General features: G+C 63.5%; 8 protein-coding genes and 2 rRNA genes (1 of these 10 cut by a window edge). 7 read left to right on the forward strand and 3 right to left on the reverse strand.

What is annotated here, in order from left to right; genetic code table 11:
* From QFZ41_RS10960 to QFZ41_RS10975, 4 genes are all read left to right on the forward strand, one after another.
* Nucleotides 1–2546, forward strand: a 23S ribosomal RNA gene (locus tag QFZ41_RS10960); it begins 339 nt to the left of the window's first position.
* A gap of 119 nt (nucleotides 2547–2665) precedes the next feature.
* Nucleotides 2666–2780 (forward strand): 5S ribosomal RNA (rrf, locus tag QFZ41_RS10965).
* Nucleotides 2781–3193: 413 nt separating this feature from the next.
* A complete protein-coding gene (locus tag QFZ41_RS10970; protein WP_429198806.1) occupies nucleotides 3194–4801 on the forward strand; it encodes an AAA family ATPase in 1608 nt (535 codons plus the stop codon).
* Between the two features lie 2 nt (nucleotides 4802–4803).
* Nucleotides 4804–5487, forward strand: a complete 684-nt coding sequence (locus tag QFZ41_RS10975; RefSeq protein ID WP_429198807.1) for a rhomboid family intramembrane serine protease — start codon at nucleotides 4804–4806, stop codon at nucleotides 5485–5487.
* Here the strand turns inward: QFZ41_RS10975 and QFZ41_RS10980 are convergent.
* Both QFZ41_RS10980 and QFZ41_RS10985 read right to left on the reverse strand, forming a co-directional pair.
* Nucleotides 5476–6213 carry a glutamine amidotransferase gene (locus tag QFZ41_RS10980; protein WP_429198808.1) on the reverse strand — a complete coding sequence of 246 codons (738 nt, stop codon included), beginning with the start codon at nucleotides 6211–6213 and terminating at the stop codon, nucleotides 5476–5478. The two genes, QFZ41_RS10975 and QFZ41_RS10980, sit on opposite strands and share 12 nt — an antisense overlap.
* On the reverse strand, nucleotides 6210–8024 hold the full coding sequence (locus QFZ41_RS10985) for a GspE/PulE family protein (protein ID WP_429198809.1): 1815 nt from the start codon (nucleotides 8022–8024) through the stop codon (nucleotides 6210–6212). The genes QFZ41_RS10980 and QFZ41_RS10985 overlap by 4 nt, the downstream gene beginning before the upstream one ends.
* Nucleotides 8025–8089: 65 nt before the next feature.
* On the opposite strand from QFZ41_RS10985, the gene glyQ reads away from it, so the two are divergent.
* Together glyQ and glyS are read left to right on the forward strand one after the other, a co-directional pair.
* Entirely contained in the window at nucleotides 8090–9004 is a 915-nt protein-coding gene (gene glyQ, locus QFZ41_RS10990) for a glycine--tRNA ligase subunit alpha (RefSeq protein WP_429198810.1), read from the forward strand.
* Entirely contained in the window at nucleotides 8994–11138 is a 2145-nt protein-coding gene (gene glyS, locus QFZ41_RS10995; RefSeq protein ID WP_429198811.1) for a glycine--tRNA ligase subunit beta, read from the forward strand. The genes glyQ and glyS overlap by 11 nt, the downstream gene beginning before the upstream one ends.
* 58 nt (nucleotides 11139–11196) lie before the next feature.
* On the opposite strand, the gene QFZ41_RS11000 is transcribed toward glyS, so the two are convergent.
* The gene (locus tag QFZ41_RS11000; RefSeq protein ID WP_429198812.1) at nucleotides 11197–11805 is read right to left on the reverse strand and encodes a helix-turn-helix domain-containing protein; all 609 of its coding nucleotides are present in this window, start codon (nucleotides 11803–11805) and stop codon (nucleotides 11197–11199) included.
* A 555-nt stretch (nucleotides 11806–12360) separates the two neighbouring features.
* Between QFZ41_RS11000 and QFZ41_RS11005 the strand changes: the two genes are divergently transcribed.
* Nucleotides 12361–15438 (forward strand): TonB-dependent receptor, encoded by a 3078-nt coding sequence (locus QFZ41_RS11005; protein WP_429198813.1) that lies wholly within the window; start codon nucleotides 12361–12363, stop codon nucleotides 15436–15438.
* Nucleotides 15439–15446 lie beyond the last annotated feature (8 nt).

Consider the following 15446-nt stretch of genomic DNA (forward strand, 5'->3'; position numbering starts at 1 on the left):
TGCATGGCATGAAATTGAGTAAGGCGGGGCACGTGAAACCCTGTCTGAACATGGGGGGACCATCCTCCAAGGCTAAATACTCCTGACTGACCGATAGCGAACTAGTACCGTGAGGGAAAGGCGAAAAGAACCCCGGAGAGGGGAGTGAAATAGACCCTGAAACCGTATACGTACAAGCAGTGGAAGCCCGCAAGGGTGACTGCGTACCTTTTGTATAATGGGTCAGCGACTTACTGTCAGTGGCAAGCTTAACCGTATAGGGGAGGCGAAGGGAAACCGAGTCTGAATAGGGCGAATAGTCTCTGGCAGTAGACCCGAAACCGAGTGATCTATCCTTGACCAGGTTGAAGGTGCGGTAACACGCACTGGAGGACCGAACCCACATCTGTTGCAATAGATGGGGATGAGTTGAGGATCGGAGTGAAAGGCTAAACAAACTCGGAGATAGCTGGTTCTCCTCGAAAGCTATTTAGGTAGCGCCTCGTGCGAACACTGTTGGGGGTAGAGCACTGTTATGGCTAGGGGGTCATTGAGACTTACCAAACCATGGCAAACTCCGAATACCAACACGTGATACACGGGAGACACACGGCGGGTGCTAACGTCCGTCGTGAAAAGGGAAACAACCCAGACCCGCAGCTAAGGTCCCAAAGTCATAGCTAAGTGGAAAACGATGTGGAAAGGCATAGACAGCCAGGAGGTTGGCTTAGAAGCAGCCACCCTTTAAAGAAAGCGTAATAGCTCACTGGTCGAGTCGGTCTGCGCGGAAGATTTAACGGGGCTAAGCTATGCACCGAAGCTCGGGGTGCACACCTTTTGAGGTGTGCGCGGTAGAGGAGCGTTCCGTAGGCCTGTGAAGGTGAGTCGTAAGGCTTGCTGGAGGTATCGGAAGTGCGAATGCTGACATGAGTAACGATAAGGGGGGTGAAAAGCCTCCCCGCCGAAAGCCCAAGGTTTCCTCGCGCAACGTTCATCGGCGCAGGGTGAGTCGGCCCCTAAGGCGAGGCAGAAATGCGTAGTCGATGGGAAGCAGGTTAATATTCCTGCACTTTTCTACAGTGCGATGTGGGGACGGAGAAGGTTAGGTCTACCAGGCGTTGGTTGTCCTGGGGAAAGGCGGTAGGCATGATTCTTAGGCAAATCCGGGAATCTTTATGCCGAGCACCGAGACGAGTCCTATGAGGACGAAGTGACTGACACCACGCTTCCAGGAAAAGCCACTAAGCTTCAGCTGTAGAAAAACCGTACCGTAAACCGACACTGGTAGGCAGGGTGAGAATCCCAAGGCGCTTGAGAGAACTCGGGTGAAGGAACTAGGCAAAATGGCACCGTAACTTCGGGAGAAGGTGCGCCTCTTGGTGTGGTCACGTGCGTGACTGAGCATCGAGGGGTCGCAGTAACCTGGCCGCTGCGACTGTTTATCAAAAACACAGCACTCTGCAAACACGAAAGTGGACGTATAGGGTGTGACGCCTGCCCGGTGCTGGAAGGTTAATTGATGGGGTCAGCCGCAAGGCGAAGCTCTTGATCGAAGCCCCAGTAAACGGCGGCCGTAACTATAACGGTCCTAAGGTAGCGAAATTCCTTGTCGGGTAAGTTCCGACCTGCACGAATGGCGTAACGACAGCGGCGCTGTCTCCACCCGAGACTCAGTGAAATTGAAATCGCTGTGAAGATGCAGCGTTCCCGCGGCAAGACGGAAAGACCCCGTGAACCTTTACTATAGCTTTACACTGAACGTTGAGTTCTTCTGTGTAGGATAGGTGGGAGGCTATGAAACCGAGACGCTAGTTTCGGTGGAGCCATCCTTGAAATACCACCCTGAAGTGCTTGACGTTCTAACCTAGGTCCGTAATCCGGATCGGGGACCGTGTATGGTGGGTAGTTTGACTGGGGCGGTCTCCTCCCAAAGAGTAACGGAGGAGCACGAAGGTACGCTCAGCGCGGTCGGACATCGCGCACTGTGTGCAAAGGCATAAGCGTGCTTGACTGCGAGATCGACGGATCAAGCAGGTACGAAAGTAGGTCTTAGTGATCCGGTGGTTCTGTATGGAAGGGCCATCGCTCAACGGATAAAAGGTACTCCGGGGATAACAGGCTGATACCGCCCAAGAGTTCATATCGACGGCGGTGTTTGGCACCTCGATGTCGGCTCATCACATCCTGGGGCTGTAGCCGGTCCCAAGGGTATGGCTGTTCGCCATTTAAAGTGGTACGCGAGCTGGGTTCAGAACGTCGTGAGACAGTTCGGTCCCTATCTGTCGTGGGCGTTGGAGATTTGAGGGGGGCTGCTCCTAGTACGAGAGGACCGGAGTGGACGTTCCGCTGGTGTTCGGGTTGTCATGCCCATGGCATTGCCCGGTAGCTACGAACGGAAGTGATAACCGCTGAAAGCATCTAAGCGGGAAGCACGCCCCAAGATGAGATCTCCCGAGAGCTTGACTCTCCTTAAGGCACCATCAAGACTAGGTGGTTGATAGGCGCGGTGTGGAAGTGCAGCAATGCATTGAGCTTACGCGTACTAATGAGCCGTGAGGCTTGACCATATAACCCCAAGACGCTTCACCGTCTTATCTCTTACTCGCGGTTCGACTAAACCCGGACGCTTGTCACTCGTTTACACCCTCTGTGGAGCCGGCGCTTAACGCGCTGCTCCCACCCCTTCCCTGGCGGCTATAGCGGCGTGGTACCACCTGATCCCATCCCGAACTCAGAAGTGAAACGCGCATGCGCCGATGGTAGTGTGGCTCAAGCCATGCAAGAGTAGGTCACCGCCAGGGGCTTTATCCCGGAAACCCGGTCTCATTTGAGACCGGGTTTTCTTTTGCCTGGAGAATGCTGTTGCATGCAGCGCATGCGACCCGCAACAGGTCACCGCCAGGGGCTTTATCCTAAAAACCCGCTACGAGAAATCGTGGCGGGTTTTTTTTCTTTGCCCGGTGGGAAGCCGCTTCAGCGGCGATGGGTGCTGGCCGTGACCTGGCCCGCTGCCGCGGGATCGCCGACAAGGTCGGCTCCCACCGAAGCGAGGTCGGCTCCCACCACCGCTAAGGCGGCTCCCACCGAAGCTAGCGATTCCCGCCCGAGCCAGGGCCACCCCGCCCCCGAGCCGCTCACACCGGGCAGTCGCTCACCAACTCCCGAAGCCATCGGGTCATGCCACCCATCACGGCCGATCGGCTACATTAGGCCCATGTATCTACAGACTTTCGGGCTGCGTGAGCCTCCGTTCGGCGATGCACCGGACCTCCGGTTTGCGTGTTTGTTCACGCGCGAGCGAGAGATCCTCGCGCATGTCGAATACGAGTTGGGCTCGAGCACCTCCAGTGTCAGTCTGGTGACGGGCGAGCCCGGCGTCGGCAAGACGCTGCTGTGCATGCTCATCGAGGCGGACGCTCCCAACCATGGAGTGCGGGCGGTGCACCACGGCGCCGGCGATTACGCGCTGGAGACCGTCGCCTGGCTGCGTTCCCTGTACGCCGGTTTTGGCCTGCCGTTGCCGTTGAGCGCCGAAGCCAATACCGAAGAGCACCTCGTCGATGGGTTGGCCGCGGGCCTCGGGCGGCTCGCGCACCACGTCAACCATCGCTTCCTTCTCATCCTCGACGACGCGGAGGAGCTGAGCGACGGCGACCTCGCCATCGTCGCCCGCCTGTTCAACGCGTGCGAGAAGGCGGCAGCGCCATTTCACGTCGTCCTTGTCGGGGAACCGTCACTTCGCGAGCGCTTCACCGGAGCCGACGCACCTGAACTGACGGGGCATATTCGCAGCAGGCTCCCCGTCGCCCCGCTCAACGCGGAGGAAAGCGAACGCTACGTGCGACACCGGCTGCACGTGGCAGGCACGTCCCGCATGCCCTTCAGCCGGCTCGGACTGCGCAGCCTGCGCGACGACGGCAAAGGTAATCCACGGCGCCTTAACACGCTCGCCCATCGTGCGCTGGAACGTGCGGCGGAGCGCGGCGAGCAGTCCATCGGGGAACGCGCCCTCGGCTTCGTGGTGCGCGAAGCTTTGCCGCAACACGCACGTTACTGGTTGCGGCGCTATCGCAAACCGATCCTGGCGATCGGGACGATGCTCGCCATCCTCTTCGTGGGCGGTGCGGCGACCTGGTTCCTCACCGGTCACAGCCCCTCGCGACCCAAGAACCTGGTGACCGTGACGCCTGAGCAGGCGCTGGCCAAGTTCCACGAGGCGCTGCCGGCCGTCGAGGCAGGCAAGGTGCGTGTGTGGGGCGAGCTTCTTGCCCGGTGGCAGGTGACGTCGAAGGAAACCTCCGTCGCCAACGCGATGAACTGCGACGCCGTGATCTTCCCTGGATTCGCCTGCGTCAGCGGCCGCGGTTCCCTCGATCAGTTGCGGCGGTTCGACCGCCCCATTGTCCTCGAGCTAGATGAGGCCGATGCGAAACAGCAAGTCCTGCTGGTGGGCGCAGGGGACGAAGCCGTGCGCCTGTACCTTGGTGGCAAGTACGTCGAGTTGACGCGCGAAGCCTTCGAGAAGATCTGGGACGGGCGCTTCTACGCGGTCTTCCGCGTCGACCCGGCGATGCCGTCCAAGCTCGCCCGCGGCGCCGCCGGTGACGGGATGGCCTGGTTGCTCAGCCGCCTCCCGCCCGATCCCACGGCCAGCGGCAGCGCCACTGCGCCGAGCACTTTCGACCGTACGGTGGAATCCCGCGTGCTCGCCTTGCAACAGCGCTTCGGCATCGCGGCCGACGGCGTGGTGGGTCCGGAAACCATGTTCGCACTGTCGTCGCTGGAAGCCGACGGGCCGCACCTCGCCCGCGGCGTACCCTGAGCATGTTCGTCCAGGTAGACACGCGGCGGCGCTCCCGCTTGTGCTGGGCGACGATGCTCGTCGTCATCGTCTGCGTGGTGAGTTTCGTCGCGTTGGCCTTGAGCGGCCGGGCCGAACGTATCTCGATCATGCTGCATTGGGGCACGGTGCCGGCGCACCTGTTCGGCACCGGCCTGCCCTTGTGGGAGCAGGTGAGCGACCCCGCGCTGCTCCGCCTGTTCACCGCCATGTTCATCCACGGCGGCTGGCTGCACCTGCTAAGCAACCTGCTCTTTCTCGTGATCTTCAGCTTGCCCGCCGAACGCAGCCTTGGTTCGCCGCGGTTCTTGTTGCTGTTCCTGCTCGGCGGTGTCGTGGCCAACCTCATCGGCGCGATTTCACTCACGGGTGTGCGCGTGGCGATCATTGGTTGCAGCGGCGCGGTATCCGCGGTGGTGGGTGCCTACGTCACGCTGTTCCCACGCGCGAAGCTCGGCCTGGTGCTGCCGCTCGGCCTGTACCTCGAATTCGTTCGCGTGCCGGCGTTCGTGCTGATCGGCATCTGGGCCCTCGTGCAGTTGCTTTTCAGCTATGCGGGCGCGAGTTATGGCGCCGTCGTGTGGTGGACCCACATCGGCGGCTTCCTGTTCGGCATCGTGTTCGCGCTCTTCTCGCGCGGTGCCATCGCCCGCCGTCTACGCGGCTGACATCTCGCGCGACGCGAGCAGGTGCTTACGAACGAAGTGGCGCAGCAGCATCGTCGCGTCGGGCGTAGGCACGACAGCGGCGAGCAATGCATCCGGTGCGTGCCCTTCTTCGTGCAGCACGTCGTGCTTGCGGCGGATGTAGGCGCGCATCACTTCGGCGGAGAATTCCGGATGGAATTGCGTGCTGATCGCGTACTTGCCGTACCGGACCAGGTGATGAGGGTCGCGGTCGGAACGCGCCAACGACACTGCGCCGCGGGGCAGTTCCATGACGCTCTGCTCGTGCGTCGCATGGGCATGGAACTCTGCCGGCAGACCCGCGCCAAGGGCATCGCTGGCGACGTCGCCCTGGGTCACGATGCGCAACGTACCCATCTCACGGCCGCCTGGAAGGTAATCGACCCGGCCGCCCAGCGCGTGCGACATCAACTGGTGCCCGTAGCACACGCCCAGCATGGGCAGGTCGACGTCCATCGCGTTGCGGATCCATGCGGCCGTGCGCTCACTCCACGGCAGCTTTTCCGTCACCATCGAGGCGGAGCCGGTGATCACCGCGCCCGCGCATTCCTCCACGTCGGGCAGGGGATCCCCGTGTTCGACATCGATCACGCGAACGTGTGCGTCGCGAAGACGCAAGCCGAGGCGGAACCAGCGCGGGAAGTCGCCATGGCGGGCACTGATGGTGTCGGGCGCGCGCCCGGTACGAACGATGAGAACGGGCTTCATGGCTGGGTGCTGTCGTCGATATCAGTGGGTGGAAGCACGTTGAGTACTTCCCGTACGGTGGTGAGTCCCGCCGCCACCTGCATGGCGGCCGAGATGCGCAGCGGTTTCATGCCTTCACGCAAGGCCGCGTCGCCGAACTTTCCGAGGTCGAGCTCGGACGACATGATCGAACGCAGCCGTGCCGAGACCGGCATCATTTCGTAGACGCCGGTGCGGCCGAGAAAGCCCGTCTTGCGGCATTCGAGGCAACCGACCGGCTCGAACACGCGTTCCGGCACGGGCACGTCCCAACCATGGGTGAGCACCGCCCACGCATCGGGGTCCTGCGTACCTGCCGCCTTGCAGTGCGGGCAAAGCGTACGCACCAATCGCTGCGCGACGACGCCCGTCAGCGTGGACTGGATGAGGTAGTGCGGCACGCCGAGGTCGAGCAGGCGGGTCACGGCGCTGGGCGAGTCGTTGGTATGCAGGGTCGACAGCACCAGATGGCCTGTCAACGACGCCTGCACCGCCATCTGCGCGGTTTCGAGATCGCGGATCTCACCGATCATGATGATGTCCGGATCCTGGCGCAGCAGCGTGCGTACGCCGGCCGCGAAATCCAGGTCGATCCCGGGTTGTACTTGCATCTGGTTGAGTTCGGGCGAGACCATTTCGATGGGATCTTCTACCGTGCAGACGTTGAGTTCCGGCCGCGCGAGGTGCTTCAGCGTCGAATAGAGCGTCGTGGTCTTGCCCGACCCGGTGGGCCCGGTCACCAGCACGATGCCGTGCGGACGCTCCACCATGCCTCGCCAGATGCGGTCCTCCTCGGCCGAAAATCCGAGCTGTGCGAAATCCTTCATCACCAGGTCCGGGTCGAAGATACGCATCACGACCTTCTCTCCGAAGGCGGTCGGCATGGTGGAGATGCGCAGTTCGACTTCGCGCCCGCCTGCGGAACGTGTCTTGATGCGGCCGTCCTGCGGTCGGCGTTTCTCGGCCACGTCCATGCGCGAGAGGATCTTCACGCGCGCGGTCACGGCGGTCATTACCGGCGGGGGCAGCTCGAACACCTTCTGCATCACGCCGTCGATACGGAAGCGCATCTGCCCGGCATCGCGCCGTGGCTCGAGATGGATGTCCGAGGCGCGTTGCTCGAACGCGTATTGCAGAAGCCAGTCGACGATGTGCACGACGTGGCGATCGTCCGCACCGACCTCGCCGGCCTTGCCGAGTTCGACCAGCTGTTCGAAGTTGATGATCTTGTTGGGTTCGCCACCGCCCTTGTCCTGGGCGAGCTGGATCGACCGCTGCACGCCGTAGAACTCGAGCAGGTAGCGGTTGATGTCGATCGGGTTCGACACCACCCGGCGGACGTCGCGACGGAGCATCTGGGCCAGATCGTTAGCCCAGGCCATGTCGAAGGGCTCGGCCGTGGCGAAGGTGACTTCCAGGGAGGATGCCGCCACGGGAAGGATGCGGTGGCGCTGCGCGTAGGCGCTGCTTACCACCTGGGTGACCTGCGCCACGTTGACCTTCATGGGGTCGATCTTGAGGTAGGGCAGGCTGGCCTTGCCGGCCAGCCATTCCATCAGGGTTTCCAGGCTGAGCGGACGGCCCGCCTCCCGGCGGTTCTCCAGCTTGCTGTTGGCGACCAGGACCAGGGGGTGCAGTTCGATGGCCGACTTGCCGCTGCGCGAACTCATGCGGACACGCTTGGCGTCCTCGCCGGTGAGGTACCCGTCGACGACGAGCGAGGCGAGCACCTCGTCCAGTTCCAGCCGGCCTCGGCGGCCTAACAGCGCGCCGGGTTGCGGATTGACTGCCATTGCGTCCGACCCTGTGTGAATCCTACGCCGCTATACTAGCCCGCTTTCTCAAGGACTCGGGAACCATGTCCGCGCCCACCTTCCAAGACGTGATCCAGACCCTGAACCGCTATTGGGCGGACCAGGGCTGCGTGCTGGTCCAGCCGCTCGACACCGAGGTCGGCGCGGGTACCTTTCACCCCGCGACCTTCCTCCGCGCGCTCGGACCCGAGCCCTGGGCGGCCGCCTACGTGCAGCCCTGCCGTCGCCCCACGGACGGTCGCTACGGAGACAACCCCAACCGCCTGCAGCACTACTACCAGTACCAGGTGGTGCTGAAGCCGAATCCGGACGACATCCTCGAACGCTACATCGGCTCGCTGAAAGCGCTGGGCATCGATCCCCTGGTGCACGACCTGCGCTTCGTCGAGGACAACTGGGAATCGCCTACCCTGGGTGCCTGGGGCCTCGGCTGGGAAGTCTGGCTGAACGGCATGGAGGTGACCCAGTTCACCTACTTCCAGCAGGCAGGTGGCCTGGAATGCCGCCCTGTCACGGGTGAGATTACCTACGGCCTCGAGCGCCTGGTGATGTACCTGCAGAACGTCGACAGCATCTACGACATCGTCTGGACGCATGCGCCCCACGGCGTGGTGACCTACGGTGACGTGTTCCACCAGAACGAGGTGGAACAGAGCACCTATAACTTCGAATACGCCAACGTGGCCGAACTGCTGCACTGGTTCGACGTGTGCGAAGGCGAGGCCGGCAAGCTGATCGCCGCCGGCCTGCCGTTGCCCGCGTACGAGCAGGTCTGCAAGGCCAGCCACGCGTTCAACCTGCTCGACGCGCGACGCGCCATCAGCGTGACCGAGCGCCAGCGCTACATCCTGCGCGTGCGCACGCTGGCCCGCAGTGTGGCCGAGGCCTACGTGGCACAGCGCGAGAAGCTCGGCTTTCCGGGCCTGAAGAAAGACAAGGAGGCCGCCCATGGCCGATAAGCGACTGCCCCTCGTCATCGAGCTGGGCACCGAGGAGCTGCCGCCGAAGGCGCTCGACGATCTTGCCGGCGCCTTCGCACGCGGTGTCGTCGAAGGCCTGGAAAAGCGCGGCATTGCGGCCGATTACGCTTCGGCAAAAACCTACGCATCGCCGCGCCGTCTGGCCGTGCACATCGCGGACGTCGCTGTCGCCCAGCCCGAGCAGAACGTGGAACGCCGCGGTCCCGCCGTGGCCGCCAGCCTCGGTGCCGACGGCGCCGCGAGCAAGGCGCTGGTCGGCTTCGCCCAGTCCTGCGGTGTCGACGTCGCCGCGTTGGAAAAGCTCGAGACCGACAAGGGCGCCTGGTTCGTCTTCCGCGCGGTGAAGCCCGGCCAGCCGACGGCGGCCCTGTTGCCCGAGATCGTCGCCGAGTCGCTCAAGGCGCTGCCGATTCCCAAGGCGATGCGCTGGGGCAATCGGGAAGACACCTTCGTGCGCCCGGTGCATACCCTGCTGATGCTGCACGGCGCGGACATCGTCGACGGCGAGATCCTCGGCCTGAAGAGCGGCCGCCTCAGCAGCGGCCACCGGTTCCATCATCCCAAGCCCGTGCACGTGGCGGACGCCGACAGCTGGCTCGACGCGTTACGCCATGCGCACGTCATCGCCGATCCCGCCGCGCGTCGCCAGCGAGTGCGTGACGAGGTGACTCGGGTCGCGACCGGTGGCATTCCGCGCCTGTCCGAAGGCTTGCTCGACGAAATCGCCAACCTCACCGAATGGCCGGTGGCCATCGCGTGCACGTTCGAGCGCGAGTTCCTCGACGTGCCGCCCGAGGCGCTGGTCACCACCATGGAGACCAACCAGAAATTCGTTCCGGTGTTCGATGCCGAGGGCAGGCTCACGGAACACTTCATCGGCGTGGCCAATATCGAAAGCCGCGATCCCGCGGAGATCCGCAAGGGCTACGAGCGCGTGATCCGCCCGCGCTTCGCCGACGCGAAGTTCTTTTGGGACGAAGATCTCAAGACTCCGCTGGCCGATTATCAGGAAGGCCTGAAGAGCGTCACCTACCAGCAGTCGCTGGGTAGCCTGTGGGATAAGACCGTGCGCGTCGCGGAACTGGCGCGCATCATCGCCAACCGCGTGGGCGTGGATGCCGGCCAGGCCACCCATGCCGCCGCGCTGGCGAAGTGCGACCTGCTCACGCGCATGGTGGGCGAATTTCCCGAACTTCAGGGCGTGATGGGGCGTTACTACGCCACGCGCCAGGGCATCGCGGCCGACGTGGCCGATGCGCTCGACAGCTTCTACCAGCCACGCTTCGGTGGCGACGCGATCGCCCCCGGCAAGGTCGGCCAGGTGCTCGCCGTGGCCGAGCGCCTGGATACGCTCGCAGGCATCTTTGCCGTCGGCATGAAGCCCAGCGGCAACAAGGACCCCTTCGCCCTGCGCCGCGCCGCGCTCGGCCTCGCCCGCACCCTGATCGAGGGCGGTCTGGATATCGACCTGCGTGCCACCCTGACGGAGGCGTTCGAACTGGTTCCGGAAGCAGCCCTGGTCGCCGGCGTGAAGCCGGGCAAGGACGGTAAGGCCCCGGCCGTCGACATCGGCGCCCGCCGCCGCGAACTGGGTGACGAGGTCCATGCTTTCGTGCTCGATCGCCTGCGCGGCTACTACGCCGACCAGGGCTATTCGGCCGACCAGTTCGAAGCCGTGCTGGCCGTGGCCCCGGCCACGCTGCCCGATTTCGACCGCCGCCTGCGCGCCGTGGGTGAATTCGCCCGTCGCGCCGAGGCAACGAGCCTCGCGGCGGCGAACAAGCGTGTCGCCAACATCCTGCGCAAGCAGGCGGAGGAAGCGAACGCGGCGCCGATCCCGGGCACGGTCGATCCAGCCCATTTCGAGGTCGATGCCGAGCGCGAGTTGCATGCCGCGCTTGACGCCGCCCGTGCCGACACGCGCAGCTTGTTGGCCAGCGGTGACTACACCGGCACGCTGGCCCGGCTGGCGGCGCTGCAAGTGCCGGTGGATCGCTTCTTCGACGACGTGCTGGTCAATGCCGAAAATCCGGCCGTGCGGGCGAACCGCCTGGCGTTGCTGGCGCAATTGAAGGCCAGCTTCGGAGCGATCGCCGATATCTCACGACTGTGAGTTCACGGCGGTGACGTGTGGCGCGCGGTAACTCGCGCGCCACCGCGCTGGCGCGGCATCAGGCGACCGCGACGCCCTTGTCGTCGTGGATGCGGGACACCACGGTTCGCCTGAAAGCGACCATGCGATCCGCGTAATCCTGCTCACCGGAACGGCTGAGGATCGAGTACATCTCGGCGACCAGGTCGGCGTGGCGCACCGGAGAGAAGCGGCTGCCGGCCATCTCGATGTCCGACTGCAGCAGTTTCATCGCCGCCGCGAGGCGCGAGGGGTCCAGCACGCCCGGAGTGGTCCCCGAGATCTCGCGGCCATCGCGGCCGCGGGTGGATTCAGTCGACTCGGTGCGTGCGACCGCATCGTCGCCCGAACCATCGAGCATCATCGGGCCTTCGCCGGCGGCGAGCCAGACCAGCGACAGGCCCAGCGTCTTGGCCATCGTCACGCAACGGCCACGGGAAGGATCGGTATTGCCGTCGCGCCAACTGCGCACGACGCCCTCCGAGAAGCCGCAGCGGCGGGCGATCTCACTGACGCTACCGCACATCTTGATGACCGCACGCACGCGTGTGGCGAACGAGGACGTAGGCACCGCGGTGTCCACGCGCCCGATTTCCAGCCCCACATTGGCGGAGTCGGCCAGGATGGATCCCCGTGAATTGTCGTTCATGCGATTGAAACCTCGTGATTCAGAAGACCGCCCCCCGGCGATTACGCGCAACCAACGCGCGAACCTGATGCTTGGTGTACAGCGACTAGCCTTCGAAAGCCTTTCAGGCCGGAAGTTTCCGTAGATTCTCACTGCCTCGATGGGCAGGGCCTGGGCGACGCGGTCGATGGCGGTAGGTAATTACCCGTTTTCTCTAGGAATGATTCCTAGGCGAAAATCGCATATAGGCCAAAGGTCACGGTTGTGATCCCTGTAAGTGGCGGACGGGACGCAAGTTTTTGCGGTACCCGTTTCATTGGATCGTGAAAGGCTGCCCCGGCACGTAATTTTTGCGTGAAACGAGGTGTTGCGACAGCGCAATGGTTTACGTATACGTGACAAGGCATCGGGCGTGCCGCGATGCGAGGGGATGCGGCAGGTGCCTGAAAACACGGGCCGCAGCAGGGGAAAAACACTGCCGATCGACGCGAAACCTGGTCTCCGCCGGGACGGGATCGGCTTGCCATGAATCGCAAGAAGATGCGATTTGCGACTTTCCAGGGGAGAGGCATTTCAATGAATGTACGCAATTACCGGGCGGCCCTGTTCGGGCGCCGGACCGCATTGGCCGCCGCCATCGGCCTGTGCACCGTCTCCGGTGCCGTGCTGGCCCAGTCCAATGTGACGGGTTCGATCTTCGGCACCGTCAGCCCGCAGCAAGGTACTTCCATCACGGTGTCCAGTGCCGAAACCGGCTTCTCGCGCACCGTGCCGGTGGACTCCAGCGGCCGCTACCGCTTCAGTTCGCTGCCGCCGGGCACTTACAAGGTCACCCTCGAGAACAACGGCGCCGTCGTCAGCACGCGTGACAACGTCACTGTGACCATCGCGGGCGGCTCCGACGTGTCCTTCGGTTCGACGGCCTCGGCCACCGAAGCCAGCACGCTCGAAGGCGTGTCGGTATCCGCCACGGCCATGCCGACCATCGACGTTTCGTCCGTCGATACGCGCACCGTGCTTACCGCGGAGCAGCTCAACAAGCTGCCGATCACCCGCGACGTCCTGGCCGCCGCACTGCTCGCACCGGGCGTCATCGGCAACTCCAGCTACAAGGACGCACTCGGTAACCCGGTGCCCAGCTTCGGCGGCTCCGCGTCGTCCGAGAACGCTTACTTCATCAATGGTTACGCCGTCACCAATCCGCTGACCTCGATCGGCCTCACCCAGTTGCCGTTCGACGCGATCGACCAGCAGCAGGTGCTGACCGGTGGCTACGGTGCGGAATTCGGTCGTTCGACCGGTGGCGTCATCAACATCGTGACCAAGCGCGGTACCAATGAATGGCACGGCGGCGTCTACACCATATGGGAGCCCTCGGGCACGCGTGCATCGCAGCGTAACGCCAAGTACGCGAACACCGGCTTCTACCCGCGCACGGACGGCACGCTCTATCAGTACTACAAAGGAAACCAGTTCTGGCGCTCGACGATCGGTGCCTATGCCAGCGGTCCGCTGATCAAGGACAAATTGTTCTTCTACATCGACGCCGAAATGAACCGCCGCGAAGGCACCGGCATCGCCGCCAATCCGACCGCTGGTGCGATCACCTCGGTCTCGGCGGGCAGGACGGGCTGGAACGACTACGACTACAAGATCCCGCGTTGGGTCGCGAAGGTCGACTGGAACATCACCGACGACCACCATCTTGAACTGACCGGCGTTTCGGACAAGACCGAATACACCTCGCGGACCTACGGCTTCAATTACGCCACCCAGACCCATGGTGAGACGCAGAACGGCGGCGTGTACACGAAGGACGGCGGCGACCTGTACATCGGCAAGTACACCGGTTACATCACCGACAACTTCACCGTGTCGGCTTTGTACGGCACGCAGAAGACCAATCACGTGCAACAGCCGTACAACTACAACCCGGCATGCCCGCTCGTCACCGTTGCCAACAACGCCGCCGCCCCGGGCCTCAACTACACGACCTGCCAGAGCACCTCGGCACTGGTGCGTGTGCCGGGCTCCAACGACAAGACCAACGGCTGGCGCCTCGATCTCGAGTACCGCCTGGGCGATCACGACATCAAGTTCGGCGCGGATCACCAGGAAGCCAAGTCGGCGACGGGTACGGCCCTGCCGGGCGGCTACAGCTGGAACTACAACGTCCAGAACGATCCGGACGAGCCGATCGACGAAGGACACGGCGTGGGTGCGCCCAGCGCCGCGGGCGGCCTCGGCACCCAGGGTTATTACGTCAATCGCAACTACCAGACCGCCGTCGCCAAGGTGAAGACGGTCCAGGAATCGCAGTACCTCGAAGACCACTGGCAGCTCACCGACCGCTGGCTGATCTACGCGGGCCTGCGCAACGAGCAGTTCAAGAACTACAACGGCGCCGACAAGGTCTATGCCAAGCAGCGCCACCAGCTCGCGCCGCGCCTGGGCGTGTCGTGGGACGTCTTCGGCGACTCCACGTTGAAGGTTTACGCCAACGCTGGCCGCTACCATCTGGCCATGCCGAACAACGTCGCCGTCCGCGCCGCTTCCGGTTCCCTGGGTACGTCGGAATACTTCACCTACACCGGCGTGGATCCGACCACGGGCGCACCGACCGGCCTGGTTTCCGTGCCTGTCGATCAGAGCCCTGGCTATACCTGCGGCGGCAGCAACGCCGTCTCGGCCAACCTCGAGTGCGGCGTCGCCCCCGACCCGCGTACCGTGGCGGCCAAGGGCCTGAAATCGCACTACCAGGACGAGTACATCGCCGGTATCGACCAGGCCATCACGCCTACCTTCAACTGGGGCGCGAAGCTGACCTGGCGTCAGCTGCGCAGCGCGATCGACGACACCTGCACCCCGGCCCTCGGCGGCGCCTGCTTCCTGTTCAACCCGGGCACCGGCAATACGTTCCTGCAGCAGCAGGACGACGGTTCGTTCGTCGCCGTGCATTACTCGAAGGACGCATTGCAGCTCCCTGACCTGAAGCGTAAGTACTACGCCCTCGACCTGTACATCGAGCATCCCTTCGCCGACAAGTGGTACGGCCGCATCGATTACACCTGGTCGCGCAGCTACGGCAACACGGAAGGCCAGCTGGCATCGGATCTCGACACGGGTAACGGCGGCCAGGCCGACGTCTCGGTGACGCAGGACTGGGATCTGCCCCAGCTGATGGTCGGCGCGAACGGCAAGCTGCCCAACAACCGTACGCACCAGATCAAGGCGTTCGGCTACTACCAGTTCACCGACGACCTGCGCTTCGGCGCGAACCTGAACATCGCGTCGGGTCGCCCGAAGAACTGCACCAGCTTCTATCCGACCCCGGATGCGGGCCTGTACAACGGCGCGTTCTACTACTGGTGCGGTCTGCCGGGCCAGCCGGGATACGAGCGTTCGCCGCGCGGTTCGCACGGCAACACGCCGTGGACGTACATCGTGAACCTCAATGCGGCTTACACCCCGAGCTGGCTGGACAAGCACCTCACCTTCCAGGTCGATGTGCTGAACGTGTTCAACAAGCAGACCCCGACGGCGTACTACCCGCGTTACGCGTCGTCGCGCTCGACGGTCAGCCCGTTGTACGACCGCGAACTGAACTTCACCGATCCGCGCACGGTCCGCTTCACGGCCCGCTACGACTTCTAACCGGCTAG

Origin of the sequence: Luteibacter sp. W1I16 (assembly GCF_050434905.1) — a bacterium.
Taxonomy (GTDB): Bacteria; Pseudomonadota; Gammaproteobacteria; order Xanthomonadales; family Rhodanobacteraceae; genus Luteibacter.